Genomic DNA, 15,931 nt, shown 5'->3' with positions numbered 1-15,931 from the left:
CACGACCTTCGGAGACCTTCGATGAAACTGCTGCGCTTTGGACCCCCCGGCCAGGAACGGCCGGGCCTGCTGGACGCCTACGGCGTGATCCGCGACCTGAGCGCGGTGATCGGCGACCTGGATCCGTCCACCCTGACCCTCGACGGCCTGGCCGCCCTGCGGGCTCTGGACCCGGCGAGCCTGCCCGCCGCGCCGGCTGACGCGCGCCTGGGGCCCTGCGTGGCCAAGCCGGGCAAGTTCGTCTGCATCGGCCTGAACTACGCCGACCACGCCGCCGAGTCGGGCTTGCCGATCCCGGAAGAGCCGGTGGTGTTCATGAAGGCCACCAGCGCGCTGTCGGGCCCCAACGACCCGATCATCAAGCCGCGCGGCTCGACCCAGCTGGACTGGGAGGTCGAGCTGGCCTTCGTGGTCGGCGCGCACGTCTCGTACGCCTCGGAAGAGGAGGCGGCCCGAGCGATCGCTGGCTATTGCGTCTGCAACGACGTCTCCGAGCGCGCCTTCCAGATGCAGTCGTCGCAGTGGGACAAAGGCAAGGGCTGCGACAGCTTTGGTCCGCTCGGCCCCTGGCTGGTGACGCCGGACGAGATCCCGGACGTGCACGACCTGTCGATGTGGCTGGAGGTCAACGGCAAGCGGTTCCAGGACGGCTCGACCAAGACGATGATCTTCCGGCCGGCCTTCGTGCTGTCCTATCTCAGCCGCTTCATGAGCCTGCAGCCGGGCGACGTGGTCACCACCGGCACCCCGCCGGGCGTCGGTCTGGGCCAAAGGCCGCAGGTCTGGCTGGACGTCGGCGACCGGGTGGCGCTGGGGATCCAAGGGCTGGGCGAACAGCGGCAGGTGGTGGTGGCGGCTTAGGGCGCCGAGAAGACGCGCCTAGAACCAGCCGGCCGCCTTCAGCGTCGGCGCATGGGTCCGGCTCACCGGCGCGACGAGACCGCCGGCCAGGCGCATCTCGCCCGCGCCGCGCCGCCAGCGCACGGCCTCCACCGCGTCGGCCGCCACCCACCACGAGCGGTGGACACGCCAGCCGTGGGCGCGGGCCAGCTCGTCCAACGCATCGGCGAAGCGCAGGGTGATCAGCTCCTCGCCGGCGTCGGTGTGGACCTTCAGGTAGTGGTCGTACGCTTCGACCGCGATCAGCCGCGCCCCGCGACGTTTCGCCGAAAGCCTTCGCCTGAAGGTGGCCTCGACCTCGGGCAGCGGCGGGGCGATGACGGTCAGCGTCTCGACCCGCACGGGCGAGCGCCGCCAGGCGAGAGCCCGGACCACCATCACCGCCAGCGAGATGGGCCACACCTGCCAGAGCATTCGCTGATAGCCCGGCCAGTCGAACGGTCCGCCCATCAGGAGGTGCTCGGTGGTCAACACCAGCAGCGACACCGGCGGCGTCATCAGCACCGAGACCACAGCCGCCCGCCGCCAGATCGCGGCCATCCGCCGGCGCAGCAGGTCGTCCGTCAGGACACCGATCAGCCCACCGCCGACCATGCAGATCATCCAGTAGACATAGCGCCCCACGACAGGCACGCGCTCCGAGGCGAACGGACTCAAGAAGCCCATGAGCAGGCCGATGGCGACCAGCATCGCCAGGTCGATCGCCCACCGCCGCGCGATCGCCGCCCCGCCTGGTCCGCTGCCCTCGCCGTCCATGTCGTCCCTGTTCGCGCAACCCTGGCGCCGCTCGCGAAGCTAGGCCTAGCGAGCCGCCGCCCGATCGGCAACGGCGTTCGGTGAAACCACGACGAGGACTTCGCTTGACCGCCTCCATCCCCACGCTCTCGACCAAGCCCCCATACTGGCCCGTCCGCATCGCCTGGATGCTCACGGCCTTTCTCTGCTTGGCCATCGCCGGCTATTCGGCGCGCTATCTGCTGCATCCGCCGCGGACGAGCGCGGACGCGCTGCAGAACCCGTTCGGCGTTCCGTGGCTCTTCATCCACGTCGCCGGCGCGGTGACCGCGCTGGTGCTGGGTTCATTGCAATTTCTGCCCGCCCTCCGCCGGGGCGCGAGCCCGCCGCATCGCTGGGTCGGCCGGACCTATGTCGCGGGATGCCTGGTCGGCGGGACGGCGGGGTTGATTTTGGCGCCCGGCTCTTCCGCGGGCCCGATCGCCTCGGCGGGCTTCGGCAGCCTGGCCGTGATCTGGATCGCCGTGAACCTCTTGGGTTGGCGCGCGGCGGTGCGAGGTCGCTTCGCCGAGCACCGTCGCTGGATGATCCGCTCGTGGGCGCTGACCCTGGCCGCCGTCACGCTGCGGCTCTACCTGCCGCTGGTCATGGCCTTGGACCTGCCGTTCCTGCCTTGGTACCGCGCCATCTCGTTCCTGGCCTGGGTCCCGAACCTGATCGCGGCCGAGCTTTGGCTGCGCCGCGAGGCGCCCAGCGGCCCCTAGACCCGCACGTCCGACGAGGCCAACTCCGCCGAGATGCGGCGGGCGGCTTCGCGGACCAGCTGCAGGGCATGGCCCTGCTCGACCTTCAGCGGGACCTTGCGGACGAACGGCATGGTCAGGGCGGCGGCGGCGATCTCGCCGCGCAGCACCGGCGCGGCCAGGTCGACGATGCCTGGCACGATGTCGCTGGAGTGCTCGTCATAGCCGTTGGCCTGGGCGCGGTCGGCGCGGGCGCGGAAGGCCGCCAGTTTCTCGGCCGAGGGGCGGGGCTCGAACGCCTCCTCCCAGCGCAGGCGGGTCGCCGGGGTCTGGAAGGCGTAGAGCACCGTGCCCGAGCCGGTCAGGATCAGCGGCTGGCGATAGCCGATGCGGACGGAAAAGCCGATCAGGCTGGCCGATTCCATCCGCGCGGCCACGACGATGTCGCCGTCGGCGCGCAGGGCCAGGTGGCAGCTCTGCTCGGCGTCTTCGGCCAGTTCGCGCATGACCGGCAGGGCCACTTCCAGGATCGACTTGACCGGCGCCTGCTGCATGCCCAGGGCGAACAGCCGCGCGGTCGGCAGGTAGCCGTTGCCGACCTGCTCGATGAAGCCCCGGTACTCCAGCACCTGGATCATCCGGAACAGCTCGCCGGTCGAGCGGTCCAGCGCCTGGGTGATCATGCCGATCGACATCGGCTCGGTCGCCCGCGAGATCAGCTCCAGAATGTCCAGGCCCTTCTCGAGCGCCGGCGCGCGGTAGCGCTGTTCCTCGCTATCCGTCGCCGTCTTGCTGGATGCGCCCACGGTCCGCCCCTCTAATTTCATAGGCGAAAAGATAGCCGATGACCGAGGGCGGGCGGAAGTGGTCTTGATCACCGCTCTAGTTTTAGGTCGAAGACATGCACCGGCTTGTCGGCGCCCTCCAGGGTCAGCGACAGGTCGGCCAGATCGCCGGCGGCCAGAGGCAGCAGGCCCAGATCGACCTCGCGCAAGTCCTTGTCGCCGTCCGTGGCGACCAGGGGCGCGGTCAGGGTCGTGGCGCCGTAGCGCACGACGGCGCGGCCCGGCGGGGTCTTGTCGGGGGTGCTGTAGCGCAGGCGGACCCGGACCGGCGCGGCTTCCGTCGCGCGGACCGACCAGACCAGGCGATTGCCCGGACGCTCCAGCCCGTCGACATAGAAGCGGGAGGTCTTGCCGTCGCCATAGCTGAAGCCGTCTCCCTCGGCCTTGGCGTCGAAGGCCAGCAGCTGGCTGGCGCCGTAACGGGTCTCGAGCAGACGCCCGGCTTGGCCCCGGACCGGGCCGACAGTCTCGACGACGACGACACTGTCGGCGGCGTCGGGGGCCTGCGCCGGCAGGACGAGATCGTAGTCGTTGGCCCCGACAGGCCGCACCGCCACGGGCGCCTTGGTGGCCAGGACATAAGCGCGCTTGGGCGGGCTGAGCAGGCCGCCCAAGCGCAGGCTCCCGTCCTTCGGCCAGTCGAACACATGCAGGTACAGCCGGTCGCCGTTGACCGTGCTGTCGCCCCAGGCCTGGCGGTCCAGCGGCGTGCGGGTCGTGCCGCGGATGCTCTGGCCGTTGACGCTCATCCAGCGGCCGACCCCGGCCAGGATCGCCGCGTCGGGGGCGTCGATCACGCCGTCGCCGCGCGGCCCGACATTCAGCAGGATGTTGCCGCCCTTGGCCGAGGCCTTGGCGATCAATTGGACGAAGTGCTCGACGCTCTTATGGCTGTGGTCGAGGGAGTTGTAGCCGTAGGACTCGTTGGTGGTCGGGATCGCCTCCCAGTCACCGGCCGTGGGCCGCAGCTCGGCCGGCCGGTCGGCGGTGTCCAGATAGTCGCCCAGGTTCAGGTCCTTGGACCGGGCGGCGCGGCCGTTGATCACCACGTTCGGATCGGCCTTGCGCACCGCCTCGACGATCCGGGCCTGCTGGAAGAAGGGCAGCTTGCTGGGGGTGTCGAACCACAGGATGTCGGGGTGGTAGCGGCTGATCAGCTCGTTCAGCTGCGGGATGACCTTGCGGTCGATATAGCGGTCGGTGTTGGTCAGGAATTGCGGATAGGTGTTCCACCAGTTGACGCCGCCGTGCAGCTTCTTGTCGCCGGCGGGATTGTCGTAGTCCCAGTCATTGCCTGGCGCATCGGGGTCTTCCCAGTCGAAGGCGTGTGAATAGTAGAAGCCGACCTTCAACCCCTCGGCGTGGGCGGCCTCGACGAGCTCGGCCAGCGGGTCGCGCTTGAAGCCGGACACCTGGGCGATGTTGTAGTCGCTGGCCTTCGAAGGCCACAGGGCGAAGCCGTCGTGGTGCTTGGCGGTCAGGATGACGTAGCCGGCCCCGGCCTGTTTCATCATCCGCGTCCAGGCGCGGGCGTCATAGGCGTCGGGCCTGAACTTGGCGGCGACCTCGTCCTTGTAGGTCTGCCGGGGAATGCGCGCCACGCGCATGATGTGCTCGGAATAGCCGGGATTGGGCTGGCCCTTCCACTGGCCGCCCAGCACCGAATAGGGCCCCCAGTGGACGAAGACGCCGAACCGGGCCTGCCGGAACCAGGCCAGGCGCTGGTCGCGGGTCTTGCCGGCGTCACGCCACCAGCCGTTCAGCGCCCGATCGGCAGCCTCGGTGTCGCGCGCCGCCGGCGCGCCGATCCCCATCGGTTCGTTGGCCTCGGCGCTGCGACGCTGCTGGGCGCCCGGGTTGTCGGCTTGGGCCATGGCCAGGGTCGGGGCGGCCAGCAGGCTGATGGCCAGGATCCGAAGGCTCTTCATCGGGCGGTTCCTGAAAAGGGAGGAGGGCGGTTCGGCGCCGGTCGAGCCGCGCGTCACGCCGCCCAAACTGACCGTCATCATCCCGCCGGCGCAACTAGAATTTTATAAGTGGAGTACAATTTCATCCAATTGGGCCGAAAAGGTAGCGCTACCATCAAGTTCCTCTGGATTCCTTGTGGATCGCCAATTGACATCATTTCAAATTTGAACAAAAAAATCAGATACAAAAACGACTACGAAAAAAGGGGAGGATCAATCGATGTCGCACAAAAAAGGCCTGCTGGCCGGCGGAGCGTCTCTGCTGGCCTTGGCTCTGATTCCGAGCTTGGGACACGCGCAAGCCGCCGCCCCCGCGCCGGCTCAAGACGCCGCCACGGTGGACGAGGTGATCGTCACCGGCTTCCGCCAGAGCCTGGCGCAGGCGGCCACCATCAAGCGCACCGCCTCGGTGATCAGCGACGTCATCTCCGCCGAGGACATCGGCAAGTTCCCCGACCAAAACCTGGCCGACTCGCTGCAGCGCATCACCGGTGTGCAGATCACCCGCACCAACGGCGAAGGCTCCAAGATCAGCGTCCGTGGCCTCAGCCCCGACTTCACCCAGACGCTTTATAACGGACGCGTGCTGACCACGCCGAGCGGCGGTCGCAGCTTCGAGTTCTCCACCCTGGCGTCCGACTTCGTCAGCGCCGTCGAGGTCTACAAGACCCCGACCGCCGACCAGCTGAGCGGCGGCCTGGCCGCGACGGTCAACATCAACACCGCCAAGCCGCTGGACCTGGGCCGCAATCGCATCGCGATGAGCGCCGAGGGTCTGTACGAGGTGAAGTCGAAGAAGGTCCGGCCGCAGCTGGCCGTGCTGGTCAATCACCTGTTCTCGGACAAGTTCGGGGTCAATGTCGGCGTCAACTATCAGCGCCGCGAGTTCCGGTCCGACACCTTCCGCGGCTTCGGCTTCGAGAACGGTGTCGAGGCGACGCGCACGCCCAAGCTCGACTACAATCGCGACGGCGACTTCAGCGACACTATCCGTTTCAACCACGAGGCCGGCACCCGGATCATCCTGGGCAAGACCAAGCGGGTGACGGCGATCGGCGGCTTCCAGTTCGAGCCGACCGACAACATCGAGATCTATGGCGACGTGCTCTATTCGAAGTACGAGACCAAGCTGACCCAGCCGATCAACACGCTACGGTTCACCAGTATCATCTGCCCGACCGCCCAGCAGGGCACAGCGCCCGGCGGCTGCATCCGCGACAGCGCGCTCGACGCCCAGGGACGGGTCATCTATCTCGACGCCGACGGCGTGGACTATCGCAACACCAACACCGTCTCCAACACCTACAACACGCTGAAATCGGGGGCGGCGGGCTTCAAGCTCGAGTTTGGCCGCCTGAAGGTGAACGGCGAGGGTTCCTACTCGAAGGCCGAGCAGCTGTTCGACAGCTGGGTGCCGACCGTGCTGGGCCGCGCCAGCGCCTCGTACGACTTCCGCCAGGACCCGTCGAACCTGCCGCAGATCAGCTTCAACCGCGGCTACAACCCGCTGGACCCGACCAACTTCCGGGGCATCGGCCTGTCGGGCGACTATCACCGGCCGATCGACGACCGCAACTGGGACACCAAGCTGGACCTGACCTTCGACGCCGGCCAGGGCTTCCTGCGCAGCATCAAGGGCGGCGCGCGTTATTCGGACCGTAAGCAGGTGTTCGGCACCAACCAGATCAAGGTCACCGCCGCGCAGCTGGCCGGCCTGCTGGGCCTGCCGGTCGTCGCCTCGGTCGACGGGCCGTCGTTCGACGCCTCCAGCCTGATGCGGCGCTACACGTTCGACCACTTCCTCAACAGCTATGACGGCCCGGTCAAATATCCGAACACCTTCCTGTCGGCCGACGCCGACCTGCTGTTCGCCAAGGCCCCGCTGGACGCCATCCTCAAGGTCGCGCCGCCGGTTCGCGCCCTGGCCAACGAGTACGGGGTCGGTGAAAAGGAGGCCTCGGCCTATCTGCGCGCCGACTTCGCGATGGCCGACGACGACCTGACCGGCAATGTCGGCCTGCGCTACGTCCATACCGACCAGGAGTCGTCGGGCTACGCGCCGGACCTGAGCCAGATCCGCTTCTCACTGGGCTCGTCGACCACGACCCTGCCCAGCGTCACGCCGGTGCTGATCAAGCGCAAGTATCACGACTGGCTGCCCAGCCTGAACCTGCGCTACCAGCTGCGCGACGACGTGGTGCTGCGCGCCGCCGCCGCTCGGGTGATGTCGCGGCCGACCCTGTCGACCCTGTCGCCGTCGACGACGGTCAACGCCAACACCAGCTTCATCACCATCAACAATCCGATGGTCGACCCCTATCGCGCCAAGCAGCTGGACGTGTCGGTCGAGTACTATTTCGGCCACGGCGGCCTGCTCAGCGCCGCGCTGTTCTACAAGGACGTCCAGAACTTCGTCGTCTCGACCAGCCGCACCGAGAACATCAACGTCATCCTGACCGAGACCGGGGCGACCGTGCCGCGCAGCTTCACCATCTCGCAGCCCGACAACGGCGCAGGCGGCAAGCTGAAGGGCGCCGAGCTCGGCTTGCAGGCGCCGCTGACCTTCCTGCCGGGGCCGTTCGACGACTTCGGGGTGATCGCCAATTTCACCTATATCAGCGCCGACGACGTCGCCACGGTGCAGGGCGGACCGGCCCTCGCTTTGCCTGGCGTCTCGAAATACAGCTACAACCTGGTCGGCTACTACGAGAACGGCCGCCTCAGCGCGCGCCTGGCCTACAACTTCCGCAGCAAGTTCGTGAACGCCACCGCGTCCACCTTCGGCGACGGCAGCTACGCCCACTCGTACGGGCAGGTGGACTTCTCGGCGGGCTATGACCTGACCAAGAGCATCAGCCTGACGCTGGACGGCCAGAACCTGACCGACAGCGCCCGTATCGACCAGAACGTCTACGGCTATGCCCGTGGCTACGAGAACGTCGGCCGTCGATTCACGGCCGGGGTGCGCGCCAAGTTCTAGCCTCCTCCGGCTTGGCGCCTGCGCATGGGGCCGGAGGCCTTCCCCTCCGGCCCCGCCTTTTGTGCACAAGTGAAATGTAACTTCAAATATGCTTGCCTCGGCGCGAGGTGCGTGCCAGTTAGCGCTACCTTTTTCGGGGATCACGCCCCCTTGGCCGGCCCCCTTGGAGAGTAAGATCTTGACCTGCGTCCCCTTCCAGAAGCGAGATCCCCGCTGATGACCCGGATCACTGGCTTGCGGACGATCGACGTACGGTTCCCCACCAGCCGTTCGCTGGACGGGTCGGACGCGATGAACCCCGATCCCGACTACTCGGCCGCCTATGTCGTGCTCGAGACCGACACGCCCGGCCTGCAGGGCCATGGCCTGACCTTCACCATCGGGCGCGGCAACGAGCTGTGCGTGGCGGCCATCGAGGCCATGCGCCACCTGGTGGTCGGGCTGGAGCTGGATCGGGTCAAGGAAGACCCCGCCGGCTTCTGGCGGCGACTGACCGGTGACAGCCAGCTGCGCTGGGTGGGCCCCGACAAGGGCGTCATCCACCTGGCGACCGGCGCGGTGGTCAACGCCGTCTGGGACCTGTGGGCGCGCGCCGAGGGCAAGCCGGTCTGGGCGCTGGTGGCCGACATGTCGCCGGCCGAACTGGTCCGCGCCATCGACTTCCGCTACCTGACCGACTGCATCACGCCGGACGAAGCCCTGGCCCTGCTGGAGGCCCGCGCCGAGGGCAAGGCCCAGCGACGCGAGACGCTGCTGGCCGAGGGCTATCCCTGCTACACCACTTCGGCCGGCTGGCTGGGCTATGACGACGCCAAGCTGCGACGCCTGGCGCAAGAAGCCGTCGACGCCGGCTTCCGCCACATCAAGCTGAAGGTCGGCGCCGACCTGGAGGACGACATCCGCCGCGTCCGCGTGGCGCGCGAGGTGCTGGGTCCCGACCGCACCCTGATGATCGACGCCAACCAGGTCTGGGACGTCGATCAGGCGATCGACTGGGTCAACGCCCTGGCCTTCGCCAAGCCCTGGTTCATCGAAGAGCCCACCAGCCCCGACGACGTCTACGGCCACGCCAAGATCCGCGCCGGCATCGGCGAGGTCAAGGTCGCCACCGGCGAGATGTGCCAGAACCGCATCCTGTTCAAGCAGTTCATCATGAACCAGGCGATCGACGTCGTGCAGATCGACGCCTGCCGCCTGGGCGGGGTCAACGAAGTGCTGGCCGTGCTGCTGATGGCCGCCAAGTACGAGCTGCCGGTCTGCCCGCACGCCGGCGGCGTCGGCCTCTGCGAATACGTCCAGCACCTGTCGATGATCGACTATTTGTGCTTCGCCGGCACGCACGAGGGTCGCGTGATCGAATATGTCGATCACCTGCACGAGCACTTCGTCGAGCCCTGCGTGATCCGCGACGCGGCCTACATGCCGCCGCTGGCCCCGGGCTTCTCGATCGAGATGAAGGCTGCCTCGCTGGCCCAGTACGAGCACGCGCCGAAGGCGGCGGTCGAGCCGGCCCGCCTGGCCTACAGGTAGTCCAGCAGGCTGGGCGGCCCCGCTAGCGAGCCGTCGGCATTGAACATCTCGGCCAGCTTGTCACGCGAAGCCTGCAGCGCGACCATCTTGTCATAGACCGCCGGCGTCCAGCCGGCGGCTTCGCGCTCCTCGGCGGTCATGCCGGCGTAGCGGGTGATCATCGCCTTGCCGAAGCCGCCCTCGTCGTCGCCGGTCGACTGGAAGCTGGCCGTGATGGCGGCGCTGTCGCGCGACCGGATCTCGGCTTTCGCCAGGCTGATCTCATGGGCCGAGAACTGCTCGTCCTTGTTCAGGGCGATGGCCGACAGCGAACGGTCGTCGAAGCGGCGGAAGTCGATCTCGCCGCTGCCCGAGTCCTTGGCCGCTTCGGGGGCGAAGGCCAGCGCGTACTGTTTGTCCAGGGCCGTGCGGACGTCGCCGGCCACCTTGCCGAAGTCGCGGGTCTTGGCCCCGGCCACGGCGCTGCCGGTCTCGGTCATATAGGCCGCGACGCTGTCGTGCGCGATGCCCGCGGGGGCGAGGCCCGGGCGGGCGATGGCCTGCTTGCGACCCTCGACCAGGGCGTCGTGCTCCTGGCTCCAGACGGCGGAGGCCTTCTCTTCCGGACCGGCGGCTTCGGACTGGTCGAGGGCGGCCTGGTAGAGGCTGGCATAGTCGCCGGTCAGCCGGGCCTGAGCGGCGGGACCGGCCAGGGCGGCGTCGTGCTGGCTCTTCAGGGCCAGGGCCGCGACGACCTGCTGGTCGAGCGGAAAGCCGCTCCCCACTTGGCCGCCCTTGTTGCTGGCCACGGCGTGGAGGGTCCGGCGGTCGAGGCCGGAGAGGTCGATGGTCGCGTCGCCGTCCTTCAGCGCGCTGGACGCCTTGGCCGCTTTCAGCTGGGCGCCGATCTGGGCGCGGGCCTCGGCGACGACGGTCTCGATCGTGCGGGAGTCGGTCTGGGCCTTCAGCGCCGCCTGGGCGGCCGCCGACAGGGTGACGTTGACCGCCGGGGTGTTGATCGTCGGGCTCTGGTCGCGGGGCTGGCCATAGCCGGTCGCCTGGTTGGCGCGCTGCGTCGCCGTCTGCCCGGCGGTCAGGCCGGGGGCGTAGGTCGACGAATACGGATTGATCGTCGTCATGACGCGGGGAACTCAAGCGAATCAGACGCTTGAGGATACCAGCGGTGGACGGGGCAGGGCCAGCCTATGGTTAATAGGTCGCAACCTTTGGGACGGCGCGCATCCCTGAAGCTCAAAAATCCGTGTCATCCCGGCCGAAGCGCAGCGTAGAGCCGGGACCCAGGGGCGGCGCGCACGGCGTTCACGCACCCCCTGGGTCCCGGACAGCCTCTGCGAGGCTTCCGGGATGACACGGGTTTGGGTGGTGAAGGTTTGAAGCGGCCTACCCCAAAACCCCCGTCAGCAGCGGCCGGGCGAACAGCTCCGCCGCCTCGTCGCGCTCGAGCCCTGGCGCCCAGGCGCCCAGCGACGCCGCCGCGTTCAGCATCGAGTTGATCATGTGGGCGGCGATGCTGGGATCGATCGGGCGGATCGAGCCGTCGGCGATGCCGTCCGAGATGATCGAGGCGAACCGCTGCCAGCCGCGCGCATAGCCGTCGGCCATGTCGTGCCGCAGCGTCTCCGGCAAGGCTCCCATCGACGAGGCCCGCAGCAGCGGCCCGTGCTCGGACAGCTGGTAGCTGGTCAGGCCGGCGGTCGTCGAGGCCAGCTGGGTCCAGCTGTCGGCGGCGAGGCCGCGGGCGTCCAGCTGCGAGCGGCGGGTGACGGTGAAGGTGCGCTCGAAGCAATCGGCGACCAGGGCGTCCTTGTCCTCGTGGTGGTGGTAGAACGAGCCCTTGGTCACGTTCAGCGCCGCCGAGATGTCCTCGACCGAGGCCCCACGATAGCCGCGTTGGTTGATCAGCCGGGTGGCGGCGACCAGGAAGGTCTCGCGCCACTCCAGCCCCTCGGGTGACAGCGGGGTTGGGTCGGGCAGGGGCAGGGGCGACCAGGTCCGGCCGCCGGCTGGCAGGCCGTTCAGCAGGATATCGCCCAGCCGGTCGCGCACCCGGCCATAGTCCTCGATGTCGTAGCGGCGCAGCCAGGTGCCCGACCAGAACACCTGCTCCATCAGCAGGTGCGTGCGGGCGTTGCGCTGGCGCTTGTCCAGGTGGGCCAGGGACGGATCGTCGAAGAAGCCGCGCACCCGGCGGAACAGGTCGTTGAAGGCGCCCACGACGGAACCGCGCAGGGGCTCCTTCAGGGCCTTGATCTCGGTGAAGCTGGTCAGGGGCGTGGCCTCGCCCAGACGGACGCGGCGGTTCAGGTCGAGATAGAGGTCCAGGAACTTCAGGATCCGCGCGGACGGCGTCGTCTCGGCGGCGGCCTCCTCGACCATGGCCTCGAAGCGTTCCAGGCCACGCATGAAGCAGGCGGCGGCCAAGTCGTCCTTCTTGCGATAGTAGTAGGTGACGCTGGTGGTGTTTAAGCCCACCTTGGCGGCGACGTCGGCCAGGGTCATGCCGCGCACGCCCTGACGGTTCAGGATCGCCGTGGCCGCGGCCAGGATCGTCTCCTTCTTGCGGGCGTAGCGCGCCGTCGCCGCCCCCGCGATCCGACCGTCATCCATCGCATCCATCCCCAAGTCGCGCCGCCCATCGGCGGTTGCGCCGGCTTGGACGATCGCGTCCAACTTAGGCGCCCACCGGGCCGGCTTAAAGGCCGGTCCGTCCGTCGGGAGACAATAACCCGGCCTTAGAGCCAAGGTTTGTCAGTATTGTTTCAGAACGGGGTGTTTTCGGGGGCGCGGCTACGGTGTCATCCCGGCCGGAGCGCAGCGTAGAGCCGGGACCGCGGCAAACACCGGCGCTTCCGGCGGTCCCGGATAGCCTCTCCGAGGCTTCCGGGATGACAGGGTGGGTGAGAGTCTACGACGCCTTCAGCGCGCTCGGACGCTYGGCGACCAGGGCCGTGGCGATGGCCTGGGCCAGGGCGATGGGGGAGAGCGGCTTGGCGATGGCCCCGTCCATGCCGGCGGCCAGGTAGGCGGCCTGCTGGTGGGCCATGGCGTTGGCGGTCATGGCCAGGATCGGCACGGCGCCAGCCGGGCCCTTGAAGGCGCGGATGCGTTGGGTGGCCTCGACCCCGTCCATGCCGGGCATCTGGATGTCCATCAGGATCAGGTCGAAGCCCGCGCGCGCCGCCGCCACGCCCTGGATACCGTCCTCAGCGGTGGTGATGTGCGCGCCCAGAGCTTCCAGCATGCGGCCGGCGATCAGGCGGTTGGTGGCGTTGTCCTCGACCAGCAGCACGCGCAGGCCGGCGAATAGCGCGGTGTCGGCCTCGTCGGTCTGGGCCTCCGGCTCCGCGCAGGCGTCGGCCTCGATCTCGAGCCAGAAGGTCGAGCCCCGGTCAAGCTTGCTCTCGAAGCCGACCTCGCCGCCCATCAGCTCGGCCAGGCGCCGGCAGATGGCCAGGCCCAGGCCCGAGCCGCCGAACCGGCGCGTCGTCGAGCCGTCGCCCTGGCGGAAGCGCTCGAACAGCTGCTTGCCGGCCTCCTCGCCGATGCCGACGCCGGTGTCGTCGATCTCGAACCGCAGCGTGACGCGATCGCCGCTGCTCCGGCCTGAGAGCCGCGCGACCACGCCGCCCTCCAGCGTGAACTTCACGGCGTTGCCCAGCAGGTTGAACAGGGCCTGGCGCAGCCGCAGTGGATCGGTGGCCGCCCAGCCCAGATCCGGTGACGCCTCGACCCGCAGGTACAGGCCCTTGGCCTCGGCCTGGGGCCGCAGCATGTCGGCGACGCCGCGCATCAATTCGACCGGGTCGACCGGCTCGGGCATCAGCTCCAGCTTGCCAGCCTCGATCTTCGAGAAGTCGATGATGTCGTTCAGCAGCTCCGACAGCATCTCGCCGCAGCCCAGGGCCTCGTTCAACAGGCGGCGGCCGTCGTCGGTCAGAGTCTCGTTCTTCAGCAGGTGCAAAACGCCCAGCACCCCGTTCATCGGCGTGCGGATCTCGTGGCTCATATTGGCCAGGAACTGGCTCTTGGCCTCGGCCGCGCCCAGGGCCGCGTCGCGAGCCTCGACCAGTTCGGTGACGTCCTGGCTGATGCCGATCACGTCCCAGGCGTCGGGGCTGGAGCCGCGCACGCCGCGCCAGGCCGCGTGCATGTGAGCCCAGGCGTCGGTGGCCGGGTCGCGATAACGGTAGTCGATCACCGCGTGCTCGCCGGTGCGCAAGGTGTGGGCGAAAGCCTCCCACACCCGGGCGCGGTCCTCGGCGTGGACCGACGCCGTCATCTCCGACATGGTCATGGTCCGCACCCCGCCCTGCGGCGCGCTGGGGGTAGGGATGTCCTGGTCGAAGACGTAGACGCCCTTGCGCGGATTGAACCGCCAGACATAGACCCCGGCCGCGCTGCGCAGCAGTTCGTTTGAGCGCTCGGCCTGCTGGCGGGCGATCTCGCGGGCGCGATCCTCGCTGAAGTCCTGGAAGACGATCAGCAGGCCGTCGCCCTCGAGCACCTTGGTCTGAGAGCGCACCCACAACCAGCCGCCGCCCTTGCGGGCCAGGCGGTGCTGCGAGCGGGCCTGGCCGGCGCTGCGCAGCGAGTCGGCGATGGCGTGGAACACGTCGGTGTCGTGCAGGTGGAAGAAGTCGCGGATCTGGCGGCCCAGGGTGTCCTCGGCCGTCCAGCCGGTCAGGTCGGTCCAGGCCGGATTGACGCGGATGATCACGTCGTTCCGCAGCAGCACGAACATGTCGAGGCTGCTCTGAAAGAACCAGTCGGCGGCGGCGGCTTCGATTCTGGAGGCAGCCTCGGAATCCAAGTGCTTGCCCATCCCGTCTCCCTCGTTTTCAATCGATATGCGCAGGGTCGGGTAAAGTTTACGTTGCGGCATAACGCCTCGACGACGGGTCCTGATCCAAGCCAACAAAAGTCGTCAAAAAGGGGAGCGCAGGGATTTGAGTACGCCGGAAGCCGTGGGACTGTCGTCTGACCGACTGAAGCGCATCGAGAGCTTCATCAAGGCCAAGTATATCGATACCGGTAAACTGCCTTGCGCCCTGACCCAGGTCTGGCGGCGCGGGCAACTGGCCTATACCTCTGTTCTAGGCAGCGCCGATGTCGAGCGGGGAAAACCGCTGGCGGCCGACAGCCTGTTCCGCATCTATTCGATGACCAAGCCGGTCACCAGCGTGGCCTTCATGATGTTGGTCGAGGACGGGCTGGCGGCCCTGGACGATCCGGTTCACCGCTTCATCCCGGCCTGGCGCGATCTGGGCGTGTTCGCCGGCGGCGTGGCCGGAACGTTCCAGACCAAGCGCGCGACCGAGCCGATGCGGGTCCTCGACCTGCTGCGCCATACCTCGGGCCTCACCTACGGCTTCCAGCAGCGCACCAATGTCGACGCCGCCTATCGCAAGCTGAAACTGGACGGGATCGACAGCGAGGGCGGGCTGCGGGGCTTCGTCGACACCCTGGGAACCGTGCCGCTGGAGTTCTCGCCGGGCGAGGCCTGGAACTATTCGGTCTCGACCGACGTGCTGGGCTATCTGGTCGAGCTCATTTCGGGGATGCCGTTCGACGTCTTCCTGAAGACCCGGATCTTCGACCCGCTGAAGATGGTCGACACCGGCTTCTTCGTGCCCGAGGACCAGCGCGACCGCTTCACCGCCTGCTACGCCCTGACCCCGTCGGGCAAGGTGGTGCTGCAGGACGATCCGGAGAAGAGCCCGTTCCTGAAGGACCCGTCGGTGAAGTCCGGCGGTGGCGGCCTGATCTCGACGGCCGACGACTACATGCGCTTCTGCCGGATGCTGCTGAACGGCGGCGAGCTGGACGGGGCGCGGCTGCTCAGTCCCAAGACCATCAAGCTGATGACCATGAACCACCTGCCGGGAGCCAAGGAGCTGGTGCAGTCCTCGCGGTCGCTGTTCAGCGAGGCGGTGTTCGAGGGCCTGGGCTTCGGCCTCGGCTTCGCCATGACCATCGACCAGGCCCGGACCAAGAACCTTGGCTCGCTGGGCGAATATTTCTGGGGCGGCATGGCCTCGACGGCGTTCTGGGTCGATCCGGTCGAGGACCTGGCCGTGGTCTTCCTGACCCAGCTGATGCCGTCGAGTTCATACCCGATCCGGCGGGAGCTGCGGACGCTGGTGTATTCGTCGTTCACGGAGGCGGCGGGGTAGGGAGCCCATCAAAACCAACCCTGTGTCATCCCGGCTCTCCGCTTCGCTACGGCCGGGA

11 protein-coding genes are annotated in these 15,931 nt (G+C 68.2%); 5 read left to right on the top strand and 6 right to left on the bottom strand.

Annotated features, from left to right (window positions below; translation table 11 throughout):
* Window positions 1-21: 21 nt before the first annotated feature.
* The gene (locus tag AC1DSO_RS12060; protein ID WP_477069045.1) at window positions 22-861 is read left to right on the top strand and encodes a fumarylacetoacetate hydrolase family protein; all 840 of its coding nucleotides are present in this window, start codon (window positions 22-24) and stop codon (window positions 859-861) included.
* 18 nt (window positions 862-879) lie between these two features.
* On the opposite strand, the gene AC1DSO_RS12055 is transcribed toward AC1DSO_RS12060, so the two are convergent.
* Entirely contained in the window at window positions 880-1,656 is a 777-nt protein-coding gene (locus AC1DSO_RS12055) for a LytTR family DNA-binding domain-containing protein (protein ID WP_477069044.1), read from the bottom strand.
* 104 nt (window positions 1,657-1,760) lie between these two features.
* Between AC1DSO_RS12055 and AC1DSO_RS12050 the strand changes: the two genes are divergently transcribed.
* Window positions 1,761-2,399 (top strand): DUF2306 domain-containing protein, encoded by a 639-nt coding sequence (locus tag AC1DSO_RS12050; protein WP_477069043.1) that lies wholly within the window; start codon window positions 1,761-1,763, stop codon window positions 2,397-2,399.
* On the opposite strand, the gene AC1DSO_RS12045 is transcribed toward AC1DSO_RS12050, so the two are convergent.
* Together AC1DSO_RS12045 and AC1DSO_RS12040 are read right to left on the bottom strand one after the other, a co-directional pair.
* Entirely contained in the window at window positions 2,396-3,184 is a 789-nt protein-coding gene (locus AC1DSO_RS12045) for an IclR family transcriptional regulator (protein ID WP_477069042.1), read from the bottom strand. The genes AC1DSO_RS12050 and AC1DSO_RS12045 overlap by 4 nt on opposite strands.
* Before the next feature lie 68 nt (window positions 3,185-3,252).
* Window positions 3,253-5,151, bottom strand: a complete 1,899-nt coding sequence (locus AC1DSO_RS12040) for an alpha-L-fucosidase (RefSeq protein WP_477069041.1) — start codon at window positions 5,149-5,151, stop codon at window positions 3,253-3,255.
* A gap of 259 nt (window positions 5,152-5,410) precedes the next feature.
* Here AC1DSO_RS12040 and AC1DSO_RS12035 point away from each other — a divergent pair, with 259 nt between their 5' ends.
* Both AC1DSO_RS12035 and AC1DSO_RS12030 read left to right on the top strand, forming a co-directional pair.
* A complete protein-coding gene (locus AC1DSO_RS12035; protein ID WP_477069040.1) occupies window positions 5,411-8,170 on the top strand; it encodes a TonB-dependent receptor in 2,760 nt (919 codons plus the stop codon).
* Window positions 8,171-8,386: 216 nt separating this feature from the next.
* Entirely contained in the window at window positions 8,387-9,700 is a 1,314-nt protein-coding gene (locus AC1DSO_RS12030; RefSeq protein ID WP_477069039.1) for an L-fuconate dehydratase, read from the top strand.
* On the opposite strand, the gene AC1DSO_RS12025 is transcribed toward AC1DSO_RS12030, so the two are convergent.
* From AC1DSO_RS12025 to AC1DSO_RS12015, 3 genes are all read right to left on the bottom strand, one after another.
* Window positions 9,691-10,818, bottom strand: a complete 1,128-nt coding sequence (locus tag AC1DSO_RS12025; protein ID WP_477069038.1) for a hypothetical protein — start codon at window positions 10,816-10,818, stop codon at window positions 9,691-9,693. The two genes, AC1DSO_RS12030 and AC1DSO_RS12025, sit on opposite strands and share 10 nt — an antisense overlap.
* Before the next feature lie 262 nt (window positions 10,819-11,080).
* On the bottom strand, window positions 11,081-12,316 hold the full coding sequence (locus AC1DSO_RS12020) for a TetR/AcrR family transcriptional regulator (RefSeq protein WP_477069053.1): 1,236 nt from the start codon (window positions 12,314-12,316) through the stop codon (window positions 11,081-11,083).
* A gap of 289 nt (window positions 12,317-12,605) precedes the next feature.
* Window positions 12,606-14,522 carry a hybrid sensor histidine kinase/response regulator gene (locus AC1DSO_RS12015; RefSeq protein ID WP_477069037.1) on the bottom strand — a complete coding sequence of 639 codons (1,917 nt, stop codon included), beginning with the start codon at window positions 14,520-14,522 and terminating at the stop codon, window positions 12,606-12,608.
* Window positions 14,523-14,646: 124 nt separating this feature from the next.
* On the opposite strand from AC1DSO_RS12015, the gene AC1DSO_RS12010 reads away from it, so the two are divergent.
* Entirely contained in the window at window positions 14,647-15,873 is a 1,227-nt protein-coding gene (locus AC1DSO_RS12010) for a serine hydrolase domain-containing protein (protein WP_477069036.1), read from the top strand.
* The last annotated feature ends 58 nt before the right edge of the window (window positions 15,874-15,931 follow it).

The sequence above is a fragment of the Caulobacter sp. P4_E5 genome, from assembly GCF_056401555.1.
The sequence above is the reverse complement of the archived record's forward strand: the minus strand, read 5'-3'. Positions and strand labels throughout refer to the sequence as shown.